Below are 23,678 nucleotides of genomic sequence, written 5' to 3' on the forward strand. Positions count from 1 at the left end.
CGTTACCGTCGGTTGTTCGGATCCGTGTTGATCATCGGGATCGGCGTGGTCGGTGCCGAGGCCTGCGCCGACGAACGGCTCTGGATCGGGGCGGTCGGCGTGTGGTCGGTGCCCGACGGTGCCACGGAAGAGTCGTCCTGCTCCGACGCGCTCTCCTCGGACGCGCTGTTCTCGGCCCCGGCATTCTTGCGCGAAGCAAGGAACCGCTTGCCGACCTCGCTGATGATCGGGAGCACCGACACGAACACGATCAGCAGGAAGATGATGTCGACGTTGTCGGCGATGAACTGGATCTGCCCCAGCAGGTAACCGAGCAGCGTGACGCCCGCGCCCCACACGATGCCGCCGATCACGTTGTAGACGATGAACACGCGATAGGGCATCTTCGCTGCGCCCGCCACCAGCGGAGCGAAGGTGCGGACGATCGGCACGAACCGCGCCAGGAAGATCATTGCGGGGCCGTGCCGCAGGAAGAATCGGTGCGACTCGTCGAGGTACTTCTTCTTGAAGATCTTCGAGTTGTCGTCCTTGAAGAGCTTCGCGCCGCCCTTGGTGCCGATGAAATACCCGACCTGGTCGCCGAGGATCGCGGCGATCGGGATCGTCACCATCAGCACCCACAACGGTGCGAAGGGCTCGACCTCCGCCGACTTCGATGCGGCGATCAGGCCCGCGGTGAACAGCAGTGAATCGCCGGGAAGCAGCGGAAACAGCAGACCCGACTCGATGAACACCACCAACAGGAGCCCGAGGAGCATCCAGGTGCCGAACGAGTTCAGCAGGTTCACCGGGTCGAGGAAGCCCGGCAGCAGGGCCAAATTGGTCGCGGACTCCGAGGCTTCAAGCAAATTCACGATCCCCAGAGTACCGACGCGTCCAGGGTCGTTCGAATCGCAGAGGTCCGGCGAGACCGGCCCGAGTATCTAAACGCCGTGGCTATTGACATACTGCAGGGACGAAAGGGCACCTGCCACACCCGAGCGGGTAGCCGATCCACTCTCACCTGGAGGACAGCCGCTGTGCCTATCGCGACTCCCGAGGTCTACGCCGAGATGATTGCCCGCGCCAAGGAGCATTCCTTCGCGTTCCCGGCCATCAACTGCACCTCGTCCGAAACCATCAATGCCGCTATCAAGGGCTTCGCGGACGCCGGTAGCGATGGCATCATCCAGTTCTCGACCGGTGGCGCGGAGTTCGGCTCGGGCCTCGGTGTCAAGGACATGGTGACCGGCGCGGTCGCGCTCGCCGAGTTCGCGCACGTCATCGCTGAGAAGTACGACGTCACGATCGCGCTGCACACCGACCACTGCCCCAAGGACAAGCTCGACGGTTTCGTTCGTCCGCTCATCGCGATCTCCAAGGAGCGCGTCGACGCCGGCAAGAACCCGCTGTTCCAGTCGCACATGTGGGACGGCTCCGCCATCCCGCTCGACGAGAACCTCGAAATCGCTCAGCAGCTCCTCGCCGATGCTGCCGCCGCGAAGATCATCCTCGAGATCGAGATCGGTGTGGTCGGCGGCGAAGAGGACGGCGTCGAGAACGCCATCAACGACAAGCTCTACACCACCGTCGAGGACTTCGAGAAGACCGTGGACGCGCTCGGCGCAGGCGACAAGGGGCAGTACCTTCTCGCCGCGACCTTCGGCAACGTGCACGGCGTGTACAAGCCGGGCAACGTCAAGCTCGAGCCGAGCATCCTCGACGAGGGCCAGAAGGCCGCGTCGAGGAAGCTGGGTCTCAAGGACGGTTCCAAGCCGTTCGACCTCGTCTTCCACGGTGGCTCGGGCTCGCTGAAGTCCGAGATCGATGAAGCACTGGGTTACGGCGTCGTGAAGATGAACGTCGACACCGACACCCAGTACGCGTTCACCCGCCCGATCGCGGGACACATGTTCAGCAACTACGACGGTGTGCTCAAGGTCGACGGCGAGGTCGGAAGCAAGAAGGTCTACGACCCGCGCAGCTACCTGAAGAAGGCAGAGGCGGCGATGACCGCTCGCGTGATCGAGGCGTGCAACGACCTCAAGTCCGCGGGTCGCTCGGTGTCTGCCAAGTAGCACCTGGTCGGTAGTATCGACGGGTAGTAACGAAGAAGGGCGCCGGCTCGAGCCGGCGCCCTTCTCGTCGTCCGAGGGCGTACGCAGCTATTCGCTGCACACTTTCCACTCCTCGCCCTGGAGCGCGAGGTCGAAAGTGCGAGCCGTGACATCCGACGGATCACCCGTCGTGTGGGCCGTGACCTCGGCGATCGCGGTGTCGCCGGTGATCTGTACCTTGTCGATACTCGATACCACCGGCACCGAACCCTGCTCCACAGCCAATGCGTGGATGTCGTCGAACTCCTCGGGCGCGACCGTCGCGTAGAACTCCGCGAGCCCGCCACACGTCGAATTCTGCAGTGTCGCGAGGTCGCCTGAGCTCAGCGCCTCCACGAACTCGTCGATGCTCGCGCGGATGTCGGACTCGGGGGAGTTGCTCTCCCGGTATTGCATGAACGCGACGACAGCGATCACGACGATCACTACGGCAGCGGCGACACCGGCGAAGACCATCCACCCCGTGCGGCCCTTACGAGGGGACGGAGGGATCCGTGTCGGTGCCGGTGTGGGCTGGAACGGTGCAGGCTCCGAACGCGGTGGTTCGGGCACGCGCGGCGCGATGCGCTGCGGCTCTGCCTTCGGGGCGTGGCTCCTGACAGGAATCTGCGTCGTGGGTGCCTCGGACGGATCAGGTGCGGGTGGCTCGGGCGGCCGGGTGTCGTCCGGTTTCTCGGTCTTCTCGACGATCGGCATGGCGACCGTCTTTGCCTCGGCGGGATCGGGGGTCTTCTCGGCGACGGGCATGGCGACCGTCTTCGCGTCGGCAGGATCCGGTTCGGTGGTGTCGCCGGCCCTTTCCGAGGTGGCCGGCTCACTGTCCTCCGACTCCGACTCCGACTCCGACTCAGGCTGGGTCTCGGTCTCGGTCTCGTCCGGATCGGCAACGTCCGGGTCGTCTTCTTTCGAGGATTCGAGGTCTTCCTGCGTGTCGTCCGAGGGAGTCTCGCCCGCCGCGGGCTTCTCGTCCTCCGCGGGCTTCTCGTCCGCCTCCTCCGCGGCTTCCTTCGAAGTGTCGACGTCGTCGGGTGTGTCGGCCGGTCCGGTCTCCGCAACCTCGCCTGCTGACGATTCCGTCGAGTCTTCGGTCGGGTCTTCGTTCTTCGGGTCCGGCACTCGCTGCACCTCGTTCGGATGATGGGTGATTACCTGGGGAGCTTATCCAGGGTCGGCGCTCGAAGGGCAGAATGGGCGCCATGACCTCATTCGGTGATCTGCTCGGACCCCAGCCCACACTCCTCCCCGGCGACGAAGAAGCGGAGGCGGCTCTGCTCGACCACGAGGACCCGGCGAAGGTCGCGGCCGAGCACCCGACCGCATCGATCGCATGGGCATACCTTGCGGAAGGAGCGCTCGAGTCCGGCGAGACGATCGCCGCGTACGCCTACGCGCGCACCGGCTACCACCGCGGCCTCGACCAGCTACGCCGTAACGGGTGGAAGGGCTTCGGTCCCGTGCCCTACAGCCACGAGCCCAACCGCGGGTTCCTGCGCTGCGTCGCCGTGCTCGCGAGGGCAGCGAAGACGATCGGCGAGGCGGACGAGCATGCGCGGTGCCTCGATCTGCTCGAGGATTGCGATCCCCGTGCGGCAGAGGAACTTGGCGTCGAGTAGGTCGCTGCCCACCCGGGACGACTTCCGTCGGAAACTGCGGAAGTCGTCCCAGCGTCTCCGCTCGTCCGCACTGCCGATCGTGCAGTGCGCGCTCGCTGCCGGTATCGCCTGGTGGGTTGCGACGACACTGATCGGCCACCCGCAGCCGTTCTTCGCGCCGATCGCGGCGGTCGTGTCGCTCGGGTTGTCCCTCGGTGCACGACTGCGACGGTCGGTCGAGCTCGTGTGCGGCGTGACCGTCGGCATCGGGATCGGCGATCTGATCGTGTCGCAGATAGGCAGCGGCCCATGGCAGATCGCGTTGGTCGTGGCGATCGCCATGGCGTCGGCCGTGGCGCTCAACAGCGGGCCGATCTTCGCGATGCAGGCCGGCAACTCGGCGGTCCTGGTGGCAACCCTGATCCCTCCCGGCGGCACGGGTGGCATCGACCGGATGGTCGACGCGCTCGTGGGCGGCCTGGTGGGGATCGCCGTGGTCGCGCTGATTCCCACCCACCCGGTGCGTCGTGCGAGGAAGAACGCCGCGGACATCCTCGAGACCGCTGCCGAGGTCCTGCGGAAGGTGGAGACCGGCCTCGTCGAGAACAATCCGAAACCCATCGAGGCTGCCCTGCGGCAGGCCCGCGACACACAGTCCGCGATCGACTCCATGCGGAGCAACCTTCAGGGTGGCCACGAGGTCAGCCGGATCTCCCCGCTCTACTGGAACAGTCGTCCGCGACTCGCGCGGCTGACTGCCGCGGCCGACCCCATCGACAACGCGGTGCGCAATATTCGTGTGCTCGCGCGGCGGTCGCTGACCCTGGTCCGTGACGACGAGATCCTCGACTCTCGGCTCGTTGTCATCGTCGACGAACTCGCCGATGCGCTCGAGGTATTACGCGCGATGGTGCTCGCCGAACCGGGTGAGCAACCCGATGAGGCGGAGGCCGCACGGGTGTTGCGTAGCGTGGCCAGGAAGATGAGACCGGAACTGATCGAGGGTGCCGGGGTGTCGGCGACGGTGGTGTTCGCGCAGATGCGGTCCCTGCTCGTCGACCTGTTGCAAACCACAGGGCTCAAACGGATCTCGGCAATTGCGACATTGCCGCCTACGGTCGAGAATCCCGCTTACCCGACGGAGAAGTGAACGGTGTCGGCGACACGGTCGGTGAGCCACTCACGGTCGCTGAGGAGTGCGCCGGGGAACTCGTCGAATCCTGCGAGATCTACGGTGCGCGCGAAATACCCGAGCACCGACCGAATCCGGCTGTACGGGCCATCGAGGTCGCCCGGCTCCCGTCACTCATGGACGAGTCCCAGCAGGTCGAGGACACGCCGGCCTTCGACGGAGCGCAGGATACCCCGCACACCGAACACATCGCCGAGCAACTCGGGGGTGAGAACGTTCTCAGGTGTGCCGACATCGATCATGTGTCCGGAGTCCAGTACCGCCATGCGGTCGCAGTACTCTGCCGCAAGACGCATGTCGTGCAGGGTCACCAACACTGCGAGCCCATCGGCCGTCAGCTCGCGCAGCATCTCGAGCACGCCGAGCTGGTGACGGAGGTCGAGATGATTGGTCGGTTCGTCGAGAAGGAGCACCTCGGGCTTCTGCGCAAGCGCACGCGCAATCGACACGCGTTGACGTTCACCGCCGGACAACGTCGCGACATCCCGGTCGGCGTGCGCGGCGAGCGATACCCGGGCCAGAACCGACTCGACCACGGCGTCGTCCTCGGACCGGAACGGCTCGAACCATCCGCGCTGCACGGACCGGCCGAGCCGGACGGATTCGCGCACTGTCACCCCACCGAATGCCACAGGTTCCTGTGAGCTGACGCCGATGGTGCGTGCCACGTCCCGTCGACGCATCGAGTGGATGTCCTCGTTGTCCAGCAGGATCGCCCCGTGGCTCACCGACAACGCCCGATAGCAGGTGCGCAGGAGTGTCGTCTTGCCGCTGCCGTTGGGGCCGACGAGCGCGAGCACTTCTCCGGGTGCGACGTCGAGGTCGACGCCCCACAGGACCTGTCGATCGCCGAGCCTGGCCTCGACGGCGGACGCTTGGAGTCGGGTCACGAGACCGCCCGTCCGTATCGGCGCCACAGCATGGCGATGAAGATGGGCCCGCCCACGAGTCCGGTGACCACTCCGATGGGGAGTTCGGTGGTGTTGCTCACTGACCGTGCGATGATGTCGGCGAGTACGAGCGCCAGTGCACCGAGCAGCGCTGCAGTCGGGATGAGGCGTGCCGCGTTGCGGCCCACGAGATAACCGGCGACGTGCGGGACGAGCAGTCCGACGAACCCGATCGTGCCGGAGACCGCGACGGCCGCGGCCGCGAGCAGCGACACGGCGAGCAGGATCAGCACACGGAACCGGGGAACGTTGATTCCCAGCGCGGTGGCGCCGTCGTCGCCGGTGAGAAGCAGATTGAGCTGACGACTGCACAGGATCACCGCCGCACCCACCACGACGAGGACGACAGTCGGCGAGATCAGCGTCGTCCAGGTGGCGTCTCCGAAACCTCCGGCAATCCACTGCATCACGGTGCCGAGTTGGTGTACGTCGCCGACCACGAGTAGGACGAAAGTGATCAACGACGAGAACACCATCGACAGGGCGACGCCGACCAGGACGATGGCGGTGACCGAATGTGCACGCACACTCACCACGATGGTGGCGGCGAGAGGGATGAGCGCTCCGATGAATGCTGCGATGGGCAACATGAAGATCCCGAAGGCACCGGCGCCGAGCCCGAGGACCGTCACTGTGGCGACACCGAAGCCGGCTCCCGACGAGACACCCAGCAGATAGGGGTCGGCGAGCGGGTTTCGGGTCGCTGCCTGTGCCACGGCACCTGCGATCGCGAGCGCAGCCCCCACCACGGCGGCGGTCAACGCGCGGGGTAGGCGCGATTCGAAGACGATCGCGTCGCGGGTTGCGCTCCACCACGGATCCCCCAGCATTGCCTCGAACGGTGTGGGGGCGAACCGGTGGCCGACGATCGCCCACACGTCGCCGAGCGGAATGGTTACCGTGCCGAGCGACACGGCAACCACGATGGCGAAGGCCAGTCCCATCGCGAGTGCCGTGAGGACCGACCACAGTGAGCGACGGCCGGGCGCGGGCTTCTCGACCGGAGTCGGCGTCGGTGCGGTATGCGCCGGTGCCTCGGTCACGGCACTCATACGTCGAAGGCCTCGGGGTGCAGCCCGCGCGCAATGGTCGTGGTGGAGGTGACCATGCGGGAGCTTTCGAAGAAGTCGTCGAGCGGGACGACTATGAATCGATCGTTCTGCACCGCGGGGGTGGTCATCATGATCGACTGGCTCTTCAGGAACTCGATTTTGTCCTCGGCGCTGGTGGAGCCGTAGTCGAGGATCACGATTGCCTCGGGCTGCCGCTCGCCGACCACTTCCCAGCTGGTCTCGAAGTAAGGCTTGGGGCCTTCGGACGTGACGTTCTCGGCTCCTGCGTACTCGCCGATGAGGTTGCCGATACCGACGCCGCCGACCGACAGCGGCGCAGCGTCACCGGAGTCGTAGAAGAACGTGCGAACGGGCTGCACGTCGGCGACATCCAGTCGATCGCGAACGGTGTCGAGTTCTGAAGTGATGCGCTCGGTCAGTGCGGATGCTTCGACCTCGGCGCCGAGGATCGAGCCGAGCTGCGCGAAATCGTTTTCGAGCAGTGCGATGTCGGGGAAGCCGTCGCCGCAGTATTCGGAGAACAGGAACGTGCCGATCCCCGAGGCTTCGAGACTGTCGCGAGCGAACCCGTTCTTCTCGTCGAAGGCGCTGCGCATGCCGCCGACGATCAGATCCGGCTCGAGGTCGAGCACCTGCTCGGATGTCGGGTATTCCTTGGCGAGCGAGGGGATCGCGGCGAACTGGCCGGCGGTCTCCGGCAGAGGATCGGATTGCTCGCCGTAACCCATGCCGACGATCCGGTCGCCCACACCCATCTGGATGAGTGTTTCGGTGACGTGGTCGTTCATGGAGATGATGCGCTGCGGGGGAGCGTCGAAGGTGGCGGTGCGATCGCAGTTCGTGATGGTCACCGGTTCCGCGAATGATTCGGCGTCCGCGGAATCGCTGGTGGCGGTACCGCGGGAACACCCGGCCAGCAGCACTGCTGTAGCCGCGAGGGAGGTGAACACGACGATGTGACGGCGTGCAGGTCGGCGGAACTGGGGGAGCATGGGGCCTCGTGCTCTGCTGGGTGGGCTGTAGCCGACTTCCACCACGACAGCGGTCTCCCCGGATCTCCGGGTGCACGAACTGCCCTGCTGGACTCCTTCTCGCAGACCACGGCGATTGTCGGGAGTCGCAGATGCCCACGCAGGTATTCGGGCTCACCGTCGAGTACGACGGTCCACCGTTGCGGGTCAGCGCCGGAATTCGACCGGACTTCCCCTGCTGAGGGCATCAGCAAACGCTGGCGTCATTATGCACACGGGACTGGGGTGACACAGGGGCGGGGACGTAGCCGTTGAATACATGCGCATTTGTGCATACGATGACCCGGACCTGGAAGGAGGCTCATGAGTTCGGGTCACGGACATTCACACGGCATAGGCCACGGCCATGGGCAGGACGCAGGACCGTCGGATCGCACCATCCGGAGGATGGGTATCTCCCTCGCGGTTCTCGGTGCGTTCCTCCTCCTCGAAGCCGGCGTCGGCCTGTGGATCGGATCGCTTGCGCTGCTCGCAGATGCCGGGCACATGCTCACCGACGTCGTCGGAGTATCGATGGGCATGGTGGCGCTCGTACTCGCCCGTCGCGGAAGCGCCGCGGCGGCCCGCACGTTCGGCTGGCACCGCGCCGAGGTCCTCACCGCGATGGCCAATGCGGTTCTCCTGCTCGGCGTCGCGGCATGGGTGATGTACGAGGCGATCAACCGCATCGGCGACACCCCCGAGATCCCCGGGGCGCCGCTGATTCTCACCGCGTCGGCAGGGCTCGCCGCGAACATCGTCGTGATGTTGCTCCTGCGGGCCGATGCCAAAGGAAGCCTCGCTGTGCGCGGGGCCTACATGGAAGTGCTCGCCGACGCGCTCGGCTCCGTCGGGGTTCTCGTCGCCGGTGTGTTGGTTCTCGCGTTCGGGTGGAGTTTCGCCGACGTCGTCGTCGGTGTGCTGATCTCCCTGTGGGTCGTGCCGCGCGCGGTGCGGCTCGCCGCCGAATCGCTCCGCATCCTCACACAGGCGTCGCCGAGCCACCTCGACGTCGACGCCGTCCGAGCCGATCTCGCTGCGTTGCCCGGTGTGTCCGGCGTTCACGACCTGCACGTGTGGACCCTGACCACAGGAATGGACGTGGCGACCGTGCACCTCGTCAGCGACCACGACGCGAACTGGGTGCTCGACTCGGCGCGCACGACGTTGTCGTCGCACGGACTCGACCATGCGACTGTGCAGGTGGAACGAACGGTCGACGGGCGCAAGTGCGAGGAAGACGTGACGTGGTGAACCTCAGCTCAGCGTCAAGGTCCAGCGACCGCCGCGACCGCTGAATCGCGTCACGCTCAGGGGACGTACATCGACACGCCAGAATGCTGTGGCGGGTGCCCCGAGTGCGCAGACCGTCGCGGCCTTGACCACCGCCGGATGCGCGACCACTCCGATGCGCTCGGGCGACTCGTCGACAGTGTCCAGCCACGCTCCGATACGCGTGATCAGGCCGGCGATCGATTCGCCGCCGTGCGGTGCTGCGTCGGGATCGGTCAGCCACGCCGCAAGTTCGAGTTCCGGGATGCTGTCCATCGGCACACCCGCCCAGCTCGCATAGTCGAGGTCGCGCAGAGCCGGTTCGACGGTCGCCGGCCAGCCGAGAGCAGCTGCGGTGTCGACGGCGCGGATCTCCGGTGCCGTGAACGCACGATCGACCACCGGTAGCGCGACACGTTCGAGTTCACGTCGTCCGCGCTCGGAGATCGGATCGTCGGCCGGGAATCGCACATGCTGCTGCGCACCGGTGGAGGCATGGGAGGTCAGGAACAGGCGGGTCACGGGCACAGTGTCCCCCTCATGGTGCCGCCTTCTCCGCTTGACACCGACTTACCCGTGGTGCCAAAGTTCGTCGGTAAGCATGTGCCGAGGTGCAGGGAATCCGGTGAGAATCCGGAACGGTCGCGCCACTGTAGACCGGAGATCGCAGATTTCCGGAAGTCAGAAAACTCCCACGGCACGTGGCCTTTCGGATGGGACGCGTAATCCCAGGAGGTTGTCATGGCGGTAGTCCATACACCCGACGACTCACTCGGCTCGGCCGCGCTCGCTGTAGCGCTGGCCGCGACGGTGATCCTCGCCTTTGTCGTGCTCTATCTCGTCGGATTCGACCAGGGTGCGATTTCTCGCACGGGCATGTTCATGCACGAACTGATGCACGACGGCCGTCACCTCCTGGGCCTCCCGTGTCACTGAGCGATACTCGGCCGACCTCGCCGGGCGGACAGGCGATCCTGTCCGGAAGTTTTGTCCAGTTGTTGCTGCGTGGCCTCCTCGCCGGTCTGCTCGCGGGTCTGCTGGCCGGTGCGGTGGCATTCGTCGTCGGCGAACCTCACATCGATGCAGCCATCGCGATCGAAGAAGCCGCAGGTGAAGCGCCCCATGACCACGGTGGCGCCGCAGTCGTCGAGGAGGAAGCGCACAGCCACGGCGACGACGCCGAGGTGAGCCGCACCGGCCAGAAGGCCGGACTGTTCCTCGCGACCGGCCTTGCAGGCCTCGCGCTCGGTGCGCTGTACGCGTCGGTGCTGCATTTCGCCCGCCGCTACACCGACATGCCCGGCTGGAAGCTGGCGCTGACCGGTGCGGGTGCCGCGTGGCTGGCGATCGAAGCGGTTCCGTTCTTCAAGTACCCGGCGAACCCACCGGCGGTGGGCGATCCCGACACCATCAACGAGCGCACGCTGTGGTGGCTTGCGGCAGTCGTGCTCGGCCTTGTCGCCATCGCGGTGGCGGTCGCGGTCGCGAAGGTCCTCGCGAACCAGGATCTGCACACCGTCCGCATTGTCGGACCGCTGATCGCGTTCCTCTTGGTGGTGGGCCTGGGCTACCTCGTCATGCCGACCATCGACGAAGTGAGTGACGATTTCCCGGCAAGCCTGTTGTGGCAGTTCCGGGTTGCCTCGTTCACCGTGCAGGTCACCTTGTGGGCGGCACTCGGATTCATCTTCGCGTTTCTCACCGAACGTGCGTCGCGCGTTCGGGCCGTAGCCTGACGGCATGGGTACTGGGATTCTGGTTGCCGGAACGACCTCGGACGCAGGTAAGTCCGTCGTCGTTACCGGTATCTGCCGGGCACTGTCGCGGCGAGGCCTGACTGTCGCGCCGTTCAAGGCGCAGAACATGTCGAACAACTCGATGGTCGCGGTCGATGCCGCGACCAGCGACGGGGTGGAGATCGGGCGCGCCCAGTGGATCCAGTCCGTCGCCGCACGTGCCGTACCGGAATCCGCGATGAACCCGGTGCTGCTCAAGCCGGGCAGCGATCGGCGCAGCCACGTCGTGGTGCGTGGTCGTCCTGCCGGAACTCTCGAGGCGGGAGAATTCGCGGGCGGGAGGAAGCATCTCGCGGAGGCAGCGTTCGCCGCATTCGATGATCTGAGCAGCCGTTTCGACGTCGTGGTGTGCGAAGGTGCAGGAAGTGCCGCCGAGATCAACCTGCGCGCACACGATTACGTCAACATGGGGCTCGCTCAGCACGGGGGGTTGCCGACGATCGTCGTCGGTGACATCGACCGCGGCGGCGTGTTCGCGTCGATGTACGGAACGTTGGCCTTGCTCGATGCCGCTGATCAGCAGTTGATCCGAGGGTTCGTGATCAACAAGTTCCGCGGCGATGTGGGTTTGCTGACACCGGGCCTCGATTCGCTGTACGAGCTCACCGGACGTCCCGTACTCGGCGTCCTGCCGTGGCAACGCGACCTGTGGCTCGACTCGGAGGACTCGCTCGCCCTCACCTCACGACCCGCACACGACGGCGACGGTGCCCTCACGATCGCGGTGGTGATGGTGCCGCGCGTCAGTAATTTCACCGACGTCGACGCGCTCTGCCTGGAACCCGATGTGCGGGTCCGTTTCGTCGACGATCCGCGCGCACTTGCGGATGCCGACGTCGTGATCCTGCCGGGCACCCGCGCCACACTTGCCGACCTCGAGTGGCTGCGGTCGCGCGGCCTCGTCACCGCCATCATCGATCACGCCGGTGCGGGCGGCGCCGTGTTGGGGATCTGTGGCGGATTCCAGATGCTCGGACGCGAGATCAACGACGCGCACGGAGTCGAGGGACACCCCGGGGCGTCAGCGCAAGGGCTCGGGCTGCTCGACGTCCGAACAGAATTCGGACCCGACAAAGTCCTACGGCTGCCTTCCGGAGCCGCGCTGGGTGCGCCTGCATCCGGCTACGAGATCCATCACGGACGCGTGGAAGTCGGCGACGCCGACGAGTTTCTCGGTGGTGCGCGCAGCGGCAACGTGTTCGGGACGATGTGGCACGGCAGCCTCGAAGGCGACGAACTCCGTGGTGCGTGGCTGCGCGAGGTCGCTGCGTCGACAGGTCGTGAGATCCGCACGGGAACGGTCAGTTTCGCGTCGGCGCGTGACGAACGGATCGAGCTTCTCGCCGACATGATCGACGAGCATCTCGACGTCGATGCACTGCTTTCGATGCTCACGGACGCGCCGGTGCTGCCCACCCTGTCGGGAACGCTGCGATGACCGTGCTCATCCTCGGGGGCACCGGGGAAGCGCGGGCGCTCGCGGGTGCTCTTCACGACAGGGGAGTGGATCTCGTGTCGTCGCTCGCCGGCCGTGTCCGGAATCCGCGATTACCGGTGGGGCCGGTCCGCATCGGCGGTTTCGGAGGCGTCGACGGACTCGCGAACTATCTGCGCGACAACAGCATCGGCGCGGTCGTCGACGCGACGCACCCTTTCGCCGCGGGGATCAGCGCCAACGCGGCAGCAGCCTGTGCGCGTGCGAACGTCCCGCTCCTGCGGCTGCAGCGGCCCGGGTGGACGGACGACGGATCGTGGGTCTGGGTCGACGGCCACGACGCTGCTGCTTCGGCAGCTGCGACCGGCGAGGGCATCTTCCTCAGTACCGGACGTCAGACACTGGGCCGGTTTGTCGGTCCTCTCGGTGATCATCGGGTGACGGTGCGGGTCGTCGACCCGCTCGACCACGAGGTACCGGCGTCCTGGACGGTGGTACAGGCCCGGGGTCCCTACACCGTCGAAGGGGAGCGCAAGCTGATGCGGGACAACGGCATCGACACCCTCGTCACGAAGGATTCGGGCGGGGAACTCACCCGGGCGAAGCTCGCTGCCGCCGGTGAACTCGGAGTGCGGGTCATCGTGGTGCGCCGCCCTGCAGCACCGGCCGGCGTCGCGGCGGTGGCATCGGTCGACGATGCCGTCTCCTGGGTGCTCAGATCTGTGGCCCCTCCGACCTGAGGTCGTCGACCTTCTTCATCGCCTCTCGCAGTTCTGTGAGCCACTCGTCGGTGTGCTGACCGGCGAGTCGCACCGTCCACTTGAGCGCGTCGGAGCGCGATCGGGCTACTCCGGCATCGACGAGAGTGTCGAGGACCTTGCGTTCGGGTTGACGCAATCGCGTCATGACAGGCACCGCGAGATGGGTGAACAGGACGTCGTGGCCGCCGAGCGTGACACCCCACGCGACCTTGCGACCGTAGCGGGCCTCGGCCTCGTCGGCGATACGCATCCGTTCGGGTCGGGTGCTTTCCCGGAACCGGGAGATGCGCCCTTCGACCGCGGCGTCAGAGGTGTCGTCGGGTGCGGGAAGTTCGCCGGTCACGATGATTTCTTCGCGGTCGACCTCCACCGTGGCAGGCCCGGTGAACCAGTCGTCGGGTAGGCGGCCGGAAAACCATTCCTCGGCGTCGCCCGCATCGGGCACATCCGCCTGGTGCCAGCCCCCGGGGCGGCCGAAGCCGTGTGAGTGCATACGTGGATTTCGCATGATCGTCCTCCTCGGACGGATCGACGTGCAGTTTTACACTGATTACAGTGTTGCACTCATACGTGATCGGCGCCACATACGATCGCGCGAATCCAGTGCGGAGAGCTACGGGTGATGCTGCACAGTCGTCATGTGTATGTAGCCCCGGCGGGTGAGATCGGTCAGCACGTCGAGGTCGACGTCGGTGAGTCTGTTGACGTACAAGCAGGCTGCGCCGGTCTTGTACTTACCGAGCCCGGTCAACACCTGTTTCGCGTCGGGAGCGATCGTGAGCCCGTACAGCGCGAGACTCGACTTGCGTGGGGAGAAGCCGACAGCGAGCGCATCACCTTCACGTCCGCTCTCATAGCGGTAGTGGTATTCGCCGAAACCGATCATCGACGGCCCCCACATCACAGCACGCTGCCCGGTGACCTCGGTCATCATGTCGTGCAAGGTCCACGCATCAACCCGACGGACCGGGTGTGCGACCCCATCGAGGAACTCAGCGACGGAGGCGTCGGTGGGCTGTGTCTTGTTCTCGGTCTTGTTCTCGGCCATGCGGGCAGTGTGGCAGTAACGCCCGACATACGGAGGTCGCTCACAGGAAACTGCCAGCTTCATCGAACGTTTCCTCGAGCGCCGCTTGTTCTACTCGATTCGTTCATCGAGATGCGTCGGCGAAGGGTGTTCCATGAGTGTGCTGGACCGGTTCCGCAGGGGCTCGCCCCGAGACGACGGGGCTGCTGAGGACGTTCCCACCCGCCCGACCGGTTACCAACAGACCGCGAGCAAGCTGCATTCGTTCAACCGCTACGAGATCAAATATCTCGTCGACGAACTGCGTGTTCCACAGCTGCGCGCCGAACTGGCCGCGCGTATGGAGAACGACCCGTTCTCCCCGTGCGGCGGCTATCCGGTGACGTCGGTCTACTACGACACCCCGAGCCTGCGGTTCTACTGGGAGAAGATCGAGGGTCTCAAGTTCCGCCGCAAGCTGCGGATGCGGCTCTACGGTTCGCCGCACGAGTGCACCGACGACTCGTCGGTGCAGATCGAGATCAAGCAGCGCGTCAACCGGGTGACCCAGAAGCGCCGGATCGCCCTGCCCTACGGCGCTGCGCGGAGCTGGCTCGACGACCGTCAGGACGTCGCATGCGATCCGTCGCAGCGTCCCTTCGTCAACGAAGTGACCACACTGATCGGCAATCTCGACCTACGGCCGATCGTGACCACCGGGTATCTGAGGGAAGCGTTCGTCGGCGCCGATGCCGATCTGGGGTTGCGCGTGACGATCGACCACAGGATCCACGGCCGCGACCGCGACTTCCACTTCGCTTCGCCGGCGCAGAACCGCTTCACAATCCCGCCGAAGCTCGCGATCGTCGAGATCAAGGCGAATGAACGTGTCCTCTACTGGGTCACGGACATGACGGCACGGCTGGACATGTCGGTGAACCGGATTTCCAAGTACTGCCAATCCGTCGAAGCATTCGGGCTCGCACCTCGATCCCGAATGGGTGCACCCGAACTGGTGATGTCCGACGACGTCAACGCATCCGTACCCACCGACATCTCTTTCGCCGTCCAGGCTCACTGATTCACAGACACAGGACAACTCGATGAATTTCGATCTTCAGGATCTCAGTGGAACGTTCACGACACTCGACATCATCATGTCGTTGTCGCTGTCGTTCGTTCTCTCGGCCATCATCGGCTGGGTCTACCGCTATACGCACAAGAACGTCTCCTACAGTCAGTCCTACGTGCAGACCCTCGTCATGGTGGGCATGGTCGTGGCGCTGATCATGCTCGTCGTGGGCTCGAACATCGCTCGGGCGTTCGCGCTCGTCGGCGCACTGTCGGTGGTTCGGTTCCGCAACGCCATCAAGGAGACTCGCGATGTCGGGTTCATCTTCTTGGTGATGGCGATCGGTATGACGACCGGTACCCGCTTCTACGTGTTGGCGATCGCCGCGACCATCGCGATCTGCCTGGTCCTCGTGCTGATGAACAAGTTCAACTGGTTCAAGCTCGACGTACAGCGGCAGGTGGTGAAGGTCCAGGTGCCGCCGGAGTCCGGATACACCGACATGGTCTCCGATGTACTGATCAAGTACTGCTCCGAGTTCGAACTGGTATCCACCGAGTCCGTCCGCGGCGGTGCCCTGACGGAGCTGTACTACACGGCAACTCTGAAGAAGGGCAAGCAATCCAGTGAGCTGATCACCGCATTGAACGAGGTCAACGCCGGTCAACGAGTCACCGTCCTCACCGGATACGATCAGACGGACATCTGATGGACGAGCACACGAGTGCAGGACCGCGAAAACGGTTGCGGCACCGGATTCCGACGTCGCTTCGACAACACTGGAAGATCGCCGTAGCGCTGGTCGCCTTCGTCGCGCTCGTCGGGTCGGTGTTCGGCACCAGCCGCATCCGCCCCTACATCACCGGTGACCCCACCGTCATCGCGTCCGAGATCACCGAGAACATCGCGGGCACCGTCGACCTCTTCGATGCGTCCCTCGACCACGAGGTGTCGATCGACATCAGCGACGTCGAGTACAACGACATGATCGACGCGTACGTCGACGACGGTGAGAAGGAGTGGGTCTCCGCCGACGTCACCATCGACGGCACGTTGATCACGGACGTCGGTGTGCGATTGAAAGGCAACTCGACGCTTTCTGCATTGCGCGGCGGTATGGGCGGCGGCCCCGGGGGTGGCGGACCGCGCGGGGGCTTCGAACTACCAGAGGATTTCGAACTACCCGAAGGTGTCGTACTTCCCGAGGGCTTCGACCCAGCGGAGATGTTCGCAGAGGGTGGGGGCATGCCCGGGATGGGCGGTACCAGTATCTCGGTGGACGATCCGACGTCGCTGCCACTGCTCCTCGACTTCTCCGAGAATGTCGACGGCCGGGCGTATCAAGGTATGACCCAGTTGTCGGTGCGGCCCGGAAGCCCGGTACTCAACGAGGCGATGGCGTTGTCGCTCACGGACGCGACCGACCAGCCGACCCAGCGTTACGCCTACACGGTGTACTCCGTCAACGACAGCGCGACCGCCACGCGGTTGCTGCTCGAACATCCCGACGAGTCGTACGCGAACTCACTGTTCGACTCGGACGGGTATCTGTACAAGGCCGATGCGTCGTCGAGTTTCACGTACGTCGGTGATGACCAGGCCGACTACACCGACCAGTTCACGCAGCTCAATGCCGAGGGCACGGGCGACGTCCAGCCGATCATCAGCTTCCTGAAGTGGATGGACTCGGCGAGCGACGAAGAGTTCGACGAACATCTCGCCGACCGGGTCGACGTGGATTCCTTCGCCCGATACGTCGCGACACAGAATCTTCTCGTCAACGGCGACGACATGTCCGGCCCCGGTCAGAACTACTACCTCTGGTACGACCTCGATACGAACAAGATCTCAGTCGTGTCGTGGGATCTCAACATGGCCATGCAGGGCGGAACGACAGCAGGACCGAACGACACCGTGAGCATGGGCGGAGGTATGGGCGGGCCGGGCGGCATGCGCGGGCAGGGCGGACCTCCCGACGCTGCAGCGCCCGGCATGGCGCCCCCTGAGGGAATGCTGACCCCACCGAACAGTGAAGGTGGGGGCGGGCGTGCGATGGGTGGGAACACTCTGAAGACCAGGTTCCTCGACTCCGACGCGTTCACCGATGTCTACGAGGCGGCGTACTGGGACATGTACGAGCAGATGTACGGAAGCGGACAGGCCCTATCGATCCTCGACGGTCTTGCATCCAGTGTTCCGACCAGTGACGGATTGACCGCGGAGAGCCTGCAGTCGAGCGTCGACTCGATGCGGACCTGGATCCAACAGCGCACCGACGCGCTCGCGACGATATAGAAACAACGTGCAGAGGCAGCCACAACCGTCCGGAACGGTTGTGGCTGTCTGTTACTGTCGCAAACTCGAATCAGTCAGTGGCACAGGCGATGAGCGCGGCCACTGCGAGAGCACCCAACCCCACCCGGGACGCGAGCCGTGCGGTGGGACCGATGTCGTCAGGTGTCGGTGCCGGCCCGTCGCCCAGCGTGCCGCGATCCTCGACGCCGCCGTTGTAGACGTTGACACCACCGAGTTGCACACCGAGTGCTCCCGCGAACGACGCCTCCACCGGGCCTGCATTCGGGCTCGGATGCTTGTGTGCGTCGTGTCTCCATGCGCGCAGTGCAGCGCAGGGCCGAGGGCCCAGCCCGGTCGCGAGCAGCGCGGACAACCGCGCGGGTGCCAGATTGAGCAGATCGTCGAACCGCGCCGACGCCCACCCGAACTTCTCGAGGCGCGGGGTGCGATGACCGACACGGGCGTCGAGGGTGTTTGCCGCGCGATAGCCGAGGAGCCCGGCCGGGCCCAGCAGTGCACCCCAGAAGAGCGGTGCCACAACGGCATCGGAGGTGTTCTCGGCGACCGATTCGATGGTGGCGCGGGCGATGCCGTTCTCGTCGAGCTGCGACGGATCGCGTCCCACCAGGTGCGTGACCTGCACTCGCGCGGCCGCAAGATCACCGTCACGAAGTTGGCCGTCGAGGGTGCGGGCCTCAAGACCCAGAGAGCGGCCACCGAGGACCACCCACGTTGCGCCGGCGGTGACGGTGGCGCACAGCCAGGGCCGAGAACGGGTGGCGCGGTCGGCGGCAGCTCCGAGCGCAACCGCTGATCCGACGAGCACCGACGTGAACACCACACCGGCGGCGCGGTTGTCGGCGTAGAGCACCTTCTCGGTGGCGCGCGCGAGCCGGCCGAACCCGCTCACCGGATGCCAGCGACGTGGATCGCCGAACACCTGATCGGCCGCATATCCGAGAATCAGGCCGGCGGCTTTCGCAGGGACCCTCACAGGATCGACCGCCATGCATCCGTCAAGGCGGCGGTCACTGCTCGGTCGCGGACGGCGATCCGCACCCACTCGTCGCCGAGTCCGGGGAACGTGTCGCCGCGACGCAGCGCGAATCCCTTCGAACGCAACGACTCCCGTGTTCTCGGCGCAACCCGGACGAGAACGAACGGCGCCGCCGGGTCTCCCGCGACCTCGAGCCCGAGACCTGCCAGCGCTTCCACGAGGGCGGCCCGGTCGGTGGCGATCTCGTCGGCGATCGAGGTTGCCCCGTCCGTAGCTCTCGGTGCTGCGCACGCGATCATCGCCGCGGCAGCGGGTGTCGACACAGACCAGGGTGGTTGCTGCGCCGCGAGATCGGAAAGTACCTCTGGATCGCCGACGACGTATCCCGCGCGCACACCCGGGATCGCCCACGTCTTCGTCAAGGACCGCACCGTGATCAGACCGGGGATGCTCTCGTTCGACAGCGATTCCGTTTCGCCCGGCACCGCATCCATGAACGCCTCGTCGACCACCACGACACGGCCGGGACGCACCAACGAGCGCAACGTCGAAGCCGGGTGCAGCACCGACGTGGGATTGGTGGGATTACCGACGATCACGAGGTCCGCGTCGCCCGGCACCGCGTCGGCGTCCAATCGGAACCCGTCGTCGACGCGCAACAGCACGCGCCGCACCTCGTGGCCGGCAGCAAGGAGCGCAGCTTCGGGTTCGGTGAATTGCGGGTGCACCACCACCGGCAACCTCCAGGGTCGCGCACGCGCGATCAACGTGAACGCTTCGGCGCCGCCCGCGGTGGGTAGCACCTCGTCGACTCTGCGCCGATGTCGTCCGGCCAGCGCGGCTCGTGCCGCGCTCGGATCGGGATAGCTGTCGAGCACCTCGAGCGAGGATCGCAGCGCCTCGTCGAGCCACCGCGGGCGCGGTCGTCGCGACACGTTCACCGCGAGGTCGACGAGACCGTCGGTGGCGTCGCGGTCACCGTGATGGTGCAGGTCCGGTGCCGCGACACGCGGCACGCGAGGTGGCGCGGCGACCGGCGTGGCCGCGCGAGCAGCGGCGACGAAGCGCTCCGCGAGTTGCGGATGGCCGGCCCAATGTGTGTGCAGGTACGACGCGTGCAGTGTCGCGGTGGCGAATCCGTCGGGCCGCCCGTTCAGCAGCCATGCGGGGGCGGGGCCGGCTTCGACGGTGGTGCGGTGGAATTCGTGACCCGTCACCCGGGTTCCGGCAGGTCCGAGCAAGCCGTCGGCGGGTGCGATCGCCGTGCGGTAGCCGAGCGTGAGCCGCGACGTCATGCGCGCGGACACGTCGAGTGCACCGACCATGTCGGCGCCGTCGACGTCCCGACACAGATACAGCAGGCCGGCGCATTCGGCGACGGTGGGCACCCCGCCGGCAATGGCAGCGCGAAGATGTTCGCGCAAAGGAACATTGGCGGAGATGTCCGCTGCATGTACCTCCGGGAAGCCTCCGCCGAGGTAGATCCCGGCGGTGTCGGCGGGCAGGGTCTCGTCGCGCAGCGGGTCGAAGGTGACGGTCCGGCATCCCGCTGCGCGCAGGATCTCCTCGGTCTCGGTGTAACGGAACGTGAATGCGCGTCCGCCCGCCACGGCGATCACCGGGCCTTCGACGCCGGAACCGGGAGGTGTCCACGGCATATCGGGGAGAGGGTGTGCGGACTGCGCGATCCGGACGATCTCGGCGAGATCGATGTGTTCGGCGATCTGCGACGCGAGGCGGTCGAGTTGCCCGGCGGCCTCGACGCGTTCCTGAGCCGGCACGAGCCCGAGATGCCGCGACGGTGCGGAGATCCCGTCGTCGCGCTGCAGTACACCGAGCACGGGGATGCCGGTGGATTCGAGCGCGGCGATGACCTCGTCGGAATGTCGCGGCGACCCGGCCTTGTTCAGGATGACACCGGCGATGCGGACGGTGCGGTCGTACGATGCCATGCCGTGGACGACCGCGGCAATCGATCGCGATGCATGTGAGATGTCGACGACGAGAATCACCGGTGCACCCAGCAGTCCCGCGACGTGGGCGGTGGATGCGTATCCGTCGGTGCCGAGCATCCCGTCGTACAGACCCATGACGCCCTCGACGACCGCGATGTCGGCACCGGCTGCGCCGTGCAGGAACAGGGGCGCAACCAGGTCGTCGCCGACGAGATGTGGATCGAGGTTGCGCCCGGGTCGGTCGGTCGCGAGCGCGTGGTAACCGGGGTCGATGTAGTCGGGGCCGATCTTGTGCCCGGACACCGTGTGGCCGCTGCGGCGCAACGCGGCCATGAGACCTGTTGCAACAGTGGTCTTCCCATGACCCGATGCCGGTGCGGCAATGACGAGACGGGGAATGGCTACCACGCTGCGCCCCCTACCATTCGATGCCCTTCTGGCCCTTCTGCCCCGCATCCATCGGGTGCTTGATCTTCGTCATCTCGGTGACCAGGTCGGCCACCGCGATCAGTTCGGGGTCGGCGCGGCGACCGGTGATCATCACGTGCTGATGACCGGTCCGCGACGTCAGTGTCTCGACGACCTCGTCGATATCGATCCAACCCCAATTGATCGGATACGTGAACTCGTCGAGGACGTACAGGCCATGTTGTTCGGCGGCGAGGCGTCGCTGGATCTCACGCCAACCCGCGAGCGCGTCGGCGGCGTGGTCCTCGTCGCTGCCTTCCTTGCGCGACCACGACCAGCCCGAGCCCATCTTGTGCCACTCGATGGCGCCGCCCGTGCCGCGCTCGTCGTGCAGTTCACCGAGGGTTTCGAACGCCGTCTGCTCACCGAGGCGCCATTTCGCGGACTTGACGAACTGGAACACCGCGACCGACCAGCCCTGATTCCAGCCGCGCAACGCCAACCCGAACGCGGCGGTGGATTTGCCCTTGCCGTCGCCCGTATTGACCATCAGCAGCGGCCGGTTGCGGCGCTGGCGGGTGGTGAGCCCGTCGTTCGGTACGACCTCGGGTTGTCCCTTCGGCATCAGGCTGCCCTTCCACGCACGATCGAAGTGAGGGCATCGGCATGAACCTCGCCCACCTGCACATATTCGGCGCCGAGTCGGTCGGCGAGCTGCGCCGCGAGTCCCATCCGGAAGCGACCGGTCTCGGAATCGACCACCACCGCTGCGACTCCCCGGCCGGCGAGGACATCGGCGGCCTCGAACGAGCGGGCGACCGCGTCGGTACCCGAGGTCGCGCGCCCGTCGGTGACGACGATGAGCAGCGCCCGCCGGTCCGGGTCGCGCAACCGATGCCGGCGGAGGGTCTCGGCGGCCTCGGCCAGGCCCTCCGCAAGGGGGGTTCGGCCGCCGGCCGGGAGCTCACGCAGGCGTGCGGCCGCGACATCGACCGAGTTGGTCGGTGGCAGCGCGACGGTCGCGCTGTCGCCGCGGAACGTCACGAGCCCGACCGTGTCGCGGCGGCGGTACGCATCGAGCAGCAGCGACAGGATCGCGGTCTTGACCTGCGTCATCCGCTTCTTCGCGGCCATGGAGCCGGATGCGTCGACGCACAGCAGCACGAGATTCGCCTCCCTGCCCTCGACGACCTTGCGTCGCACCTGCCACCCGTCCGAACCGAGGGCGCTGGCGCGGATGGTGGCAGGTAGGTGGATCGGGCCTGTATCGCCCGCACGATCGCCGACGGTGCGCCCGATCGTGGTCGCCGCCTTCGATCGGCGACCCGCGACACCGCGGCCGGTGCGGTCGATGGAGAACAGTCGTGCCCGGTACGGATCAGCGGGAGCATCCACCGAGGTCGGGGCGCTGTCACTCGACCCGGACAGCGAGTCCGCGGGGTCGGGTGCGCCGCCACCGTCCGGATCGTCGTCGGGGTCGTCGTCGGGGTCCGACTGTGTATCGGGGTCGGGGTCCGACTGTGTATCGGGCCGGTTCAGCAATTCGTCGAGCAGATCATCGTCGGTGTCGGGATTGTCGAACGGGTTGCGGCGTCGCCGATGCGGCAACGCGAGTTTCGCGGCCACGGCCACGTCCTCGCGGGTCACCTCGTCGCGACCGGCCCACGCCGCGTGCGCGACCGCGGTCTTGGCGGTGACCAGATCGGCGCGCATCCCGTCGACGTCGAACGCCGCGCAGATCTCGGCGATCGACACCAGGGCAGCGTCGCCCAGGCGCACCGTCGACACGCGTTCTCGCGCCGCGGCGATCCGCCGCGACAAATCCTGCTCGGTCTCGGCCCACTGCGCGACGAACGATTCAGGATTCGCGTCGAATGCCATTCGGCGACGCACGATTTCGACGCGCAACTGCGGGTCGCGGGGGGCTGCGATGTCGACGGCGAGCCCGAACCGGTCGAGGAGCTGCGGACGGAGCTCTCCTTCCTCCGGATTCATGGTGCCCACCAGGACGAACGAGGCGGAGTGGCTGACGGACACCCCGTCGCGCTCGACAGTCGATCGACCCATGGCGGCGGCGTCGAGCAGCAGATCGACGAGGTGGTCGTGCAGCAGGTTCACTTCGTCGACGTACAACACGCCGCGATGGGCGAGCGCGAGCAGCCCGGGTTCGTACTCGGCGGTGCGAGCAGACAGGGCCTTGCCCAGGTGCAGGGATCCGGTGACGCGGTCTTCGCTCGCGCCGACGGGAAACTCAACGAGCCGTGCCGGTCGGATGTGCGACGGGGTGTCGGGCGGATGTGGGCCGTCGGGGCAGTGCGGGTCGGGGGAGGACGGATCGCACGCGAACCGGCAGCCCTCGACCTCCGCGACCTGCGGCAACAGCGCTGCTTGCGCGCGTACCATGGTCGATTTGGCGGTGCCCTTCTCGCCCCGCACCAGCACTCCGCCGATCGACGGCGACACTGCGCACAGAGTCAGGGCCAGCGCCAGGTCGTCGGAACCGACGACAGCGCTGAACGGATACACGAGCACTCCAACCTCCACAGGCTCCCGCTGGGATGTCCACTTCGGCAACCGATCGAAGGCCGGTCTTCGGACTTCCCGGTCGAGCGTCGTGCGATCGCCTTCCCGGAATTCTCCGGTGGCTGCGCTCACGCGCATGATCGACGACTCCCGGGTTACCGCAGCGGGCCTGTGCCGGATTCTCACCGGCTTCCCGATTATCCCTGTGAAGGGCACCTTCGATGTGTCTTGCCGTGGCCGAGTCT

General features: G+C 66.3%; 24 protein-coding genes and 3 riboswitches. Of the genes, 11 read left to right on the top strand and 13 right to left on the bottom strand.

The window, feature by feature from the left end:
• Positions 1-2 precede the first annotated feature (2 nt).
• Entirely contained in the window at positions 3-854 is an 852-nt protein-coding gene (locus tag ACZ46K_RS11750; RefSeq protein ID WP_464748359.1) for a VTT domain-containing protein, read from the bottom strand.
• A 165-nt stretch (positions 855-1,019) separates the two neighbouring features.
• On the opposite strand from ACZ46K_RS11750, the gene fbaA reads away from it, so the two are divergent.
• Positions 1,020-2,057 (top strand): class II fructose-bisphosphate aldolase, encoded by a 1,038-nt coding sequence (gene fbaA, locus ACZ46K_RS11755; RefSeq protein ID WP_054810485.1) that lies wholly within the window; start codon positions 1,020-1,022, stop codon positions 2,055-2,057.
• An 87-nt stretch (positions 2,058-2,144) separates the two neighbouring features.
• On the opposite strand, the gene ACZ46K_RS11760 is transcribed toward fbaA, so the two are convergent.
• Entirely contained in the window at positions 2,145-3,212 is a 1,068-nt protein-coding gene (locus tag ACZ46K_RS11760; protein WP_464748361.1) for an Rv0361 family membrane protein, read from the bottom strand.
• An 80-nt stretch (positions 3,213-3,292) separates the two neighbouring features.
• Between ACZ46K_RS11760 and ACZ46K_RS11765 the strand changes: the two genes are divergently transcribed.
• Positions 3,293-3,709, top strand: a complete 417-nt coding sequence (locus tag ACZ46K_RS11765; RefSeq protein WP_054810486.1) for a DUF3151 family protein — start codon at positions 3,293-3,295, stop codon at positions 3,707-3,709.
• Complete coding sequence (locus ACZ46K_RS11770) at positions 3,696-4,838, top strand: FUSC family protein (protein ID WP_464749293.1); 1,143 nt, start codon at positions 3,696-3,698, stop codon at positions 4,836-4,838. Before ACZ46K_RS11765 ends, ACZ46K_RS11770 begins: the two co-directional genes overlap by 14 nt.
• On the opposite strand, the gene ACZ46K_RS11775 is transcribed toward ACZ46K_RS11770, so the two are convergent.
• From ACZ46K_RS11775 to ACZ46K_RS11790, 4 genes are read right to left on the bottom strand one after another with little or no spacing between them, the layout of a single operon-like run.
• On the bottom strand, positions 4,820-4,945 hold the full coding sequence (locus tag ACZ46K_RS11775; RefSeq protein ID WP_464748363.1) for a hypothetical protein: 126 nt from the start codon (positions 4,943-4,945) through the stop codon (positions 4,820-4,822). The genes ACZ46K_RS11770 and ACZ46K_RS11775 overlap by 19 nt on opposite strands.
• Positions 4,946-4,990: 45 nt before the next feature.
• Positions 4,991-5,770, bottom strand: coding sequence for an ABC transporter ATP-binding protein (locus ACZ46K_RS11780; RefSeq protein ID WP_054810397.1), 780 nt, complete (start codon positions 5,768-5,770; stop codon positions 4,991-4,993).
• Complete coding sequence (locus tag ACZ46K_RS11785; RefSeq protein ID WP_464748366.1) at positions 5,767-6,882, bottom strand: FecCD family ABC transporter permease; 1,116 nt, start codon at positions 6,880-6,882, stop codon at positions 5,767-5,769. The genes ACZ46K_RS11780 and ACZ46K_RS11785 overlap by 4 nt, the downstream gene beginning before the upstream one ends.
• Complete coding sequence (locus ACZ46K_RS11790) at positions 6,879-7,895, bottom strand: ABC transporter substrate-binding protein (protein ID WP_464748368.1); 1,017 nt, start codon at positions 7,893-7,895, stop codon at positions 6,879-6,881. The genes ACZ46K_RS11785 and ACZ46K_RS11790 overlap by 4 nt, the downstream gene beginning before the upstream one ends.
• 121 nt (positions 7,896-8,016) lie before the next feature.
• A riboswitch (cobalamin riboswitch) is annotated at positions 8,017-8,149 on the bottom strand.
• A gap of 88 nt (positions 8,150-8,237) precedes the next feature.
• Here ACZ46K_RS11790 and ACZ46K_RS11795 point away from each other — a divergent pair.
• Positions 8,238-9,167 (top strand): cation diffusion facilitator family transporter, encoded by a 930-nt coding sequence (locus ACZ46K_RS11795; RefSeq protein WP_464748370.1) that lies wholly within the window; start codon positions 8,238-8,240, stop codon positions 9,165-9,167.
• A 3-nt stretch (positions 9,168-9,170) separates the two neighbouring features.
• On the opposite strand, the gene ACZ46K_RS11800 is transcribed toward ACZ46K_RS11795, so the two are convergent.
• Positions 9,171-9,707, bottom strand: coding sequence for a histidine phosphatase family protein (locus tag ACZ46K_RS11800; protein ID WP_054806244.1), 537 nt, complete (start codon positions 9,705-9,707; stop codon positions 9,171-9,173).
• 70 nt (positions 9,708-9,777) lie between these two features.
• Positions 9,778-9,896: riboswitch (cobalamin riboswitch) on the top strand.
• Positions 9,897-9,926: 30 nt separating this feature from the next.
• On the opposite strand from ACZ46K_RS11800, the gene ACZ46K_RS11805 reads away from it, so the two are divergent.
• From ACZ46K_RS11805 to ACZ46K_RS11820, 4 genes are read left to right on the top strand one after another with little or no spacing between them, the layout of a single operon-like run.
• Positions 9,927-10,121 (top strand): CbtB domain-containing protein, encoded by a 195-nt coding sequence (locus ACZ46K_RS11805; RefSeq protein WP_054806241.1) that lies wholly within the window; start codon positions 9,927-9,929, stop codon positions 10,119-10,121.
• A gap of 38 nt (positions 10,122-10,159) precedes the next feature.
• Complete coding sequence (locus ACZ46K_RS11810) at positions 10,160-10,921, top strand: CbtA family protein (RefSeq protein WP_054810395.1); 762 nt, start codon at positions 10,160-10,162, stop codon at positions 10,919-10,921.
• A 4-nt stretch (positions 10,922-10,925) separates the two neighbouring features.
• Positions 10,926-12,419, top strand: a complete 1,494-nt coding sequence (locus ACZ46K_RS11815) for a cobyric acid synthase (RefSeq protein ID WP_464748373.1) — start codon at positions 10,926-10,928, stop codon at positions 12,417-12,419.
• The gene (locus ACZ46K_RS11820; protein WP_464748375.1) at positions 12,416-13,156 is read left to right on the top strand and encodes a cobalt-precorrin-6A reductase; all 741 of its coding nucleotides are present in this window, start codon (positions 12,416-12,418) and stop codon (positions 13,154-13,156) included. The genes ACZ46K_RS11815 and ACZ46K_RS11820 overlap by 4 nt, the downstream gene beginning before the upstream one ends.
• Here ACZ46K_RS11820 and ACZ46K_RS11825 read toward each other — a convergent pair.
• Both ACZ46K_RS11825 and ACZ46K_RS11830 read right to left on the bottom strand, forming a co-directional pair.
• Positions 13,131-13,685: a hypothetical protein gene (locus ACZ46K_RS11825; RefSeq protein ID WP_054806240.1), complete on the bottom strand. Its 555-nt coding sequence runs from the start codon at positions 13,683-13,685 to the stop codon at positions 13,131-13,133. The genes ACZ46K_RS11820 and ACZ46K_RS11825 overlap by 26 nt on opposite strands.
• A 105-nt stretch (positions 13,686-13,790) precedes the next feature.
• Positions 13,791-14,225, bottom strand: coding sequence for a DUF1801 domain-containing protein (locus ACZ46K_RS11830; protein ID WP_464748377.1), 435 nt, complete (start codon positions 14,223-14,225; stop codon positions 13,791-13,793).
• 133 nt (positions 14,226-14,358) lie between these two features.
• Between ACZ46K_RS11830 and ACZ46K_RS11835 the strand changes: the two genes are divergently transcribed.
• From ACZ46K_RS11835 to ACZ46K_RS11845, 3 genes are read left to right on the top strand one after another with little or no spacing between them, the layout of a single operon-like run.
• On the top strand, positions 14,359-15,264 hold the full coding sequence (locus ACZ46K_RS11835; protein WP_054810526.1) for a polyphosphate polymerase domain-containing protein: 906 nt from the start codon (positions 14,359-14,361) through the stop codon (positions 15,262-15,264).
• A gap of 22 nt (positions 15,265-15,286) precedes the next feature.
• Entirely contained in the window at positions 15,287-15,964 is a 678-nt protein-coding gene (locus tag ACZ46K_RS11840) for a DUF4956 domain-containing protein (protein WP_054806238.1), read from the top strand.
• Positions 15,964-17,550: a CotH kinase family protein gene (locus ACZ46K_RS11845; protein WP_464748379.1), complete on the top strand. Its 1,587-nt coding sequence runs from the start codon at positions 15,964-15,966 to the stop codon at positions 17,548-17,550. The genes ACZ46K_RS11840 and ACZ46K_RS11845 overlap by 1 nt, the downstream gene beginning before the upstream one ends.
• A gap of 70 nt (positions 17,551-17,620) precedes the next feature.
• Here the strand turns inward: ACZ46K_RS11845 and ACZ46K_RS11850 are convergent, their stop codons facing one another.
• Genes ACZ46K_RS11850 through ACZ46K_RS11865 form a run of 4 tightly spaced genes read right to left on the bottom strand, consistent with a single transcriptional unit; the run spans position 17,621 to position 23,442 of the window.
• Positions 17,621-18,559, bottom strand: a complete 939-nt coding sequence (locus tag ACZ46K_RS11850; protein ID WP_464748381.1) for a cobalamin biosynthesis protein — start codon at positions 18,557-18,559, stop codon at positions 17,621-17,623.
• The gene (locus tag ACZ46K_RS11855; protein ID WP_464748383.1) at positions 18,541-20,910 is read right to left on the bottom strand and encodes a cobyrinate a,c-diamide synthase; all 2,370 of its coding nucleotides are present in this window, start codon (positions 20,908-20,910) and stop codon (positions 18,541-18,543) included. Before ACZ46K_RS11855 ends, ACZ46K_RS11850 begins: the two co-directional genes overlap by 19 nt.
• Before the next feature lie 10 nt (positions 20,911-20,920).
• The gene (gene cobO / locus ACZ46K_RS11860; RefSeq protein WP_464748385.1) at positions 20,921-21,535 is read right to left on the bottom strand and encodes a cob(I)yrinic acid a,c-diamide adenosyltransferase; all 615 of its coding nucleotides are present in this window, start codon (positions 21,533-21,535) and stop codon (positions 20,921-20,923) included.
• The gene (locus ACZ46K_RS11865; protein ID WP_464748387.1) at positions 21,535-23,442 is read right to left on the bottom strand and encodes a VWA domain-containing protein; all 1,908 of its coding nucleotides are present in this window, start codon (positions 23,440-23,442) and stop codon (positions 21,535-21,537) included. Before ACZ46K_RS11865 ends, cobO begins: the two co-directional genes overlap by 1 nt.
• Before the next feature lie 34 nt (positions 23,443-23,476).
• Positions 23,477-23,668: riboswitch (cobalamin riboswitch) on the bottom strand.
• Between the last annotated feature and the right edge of the window lie 10 nt (positions 23,669-23,678).

This window comes from Rhodococcus sp. JCM 9793 (assembly GCF_055380405.1).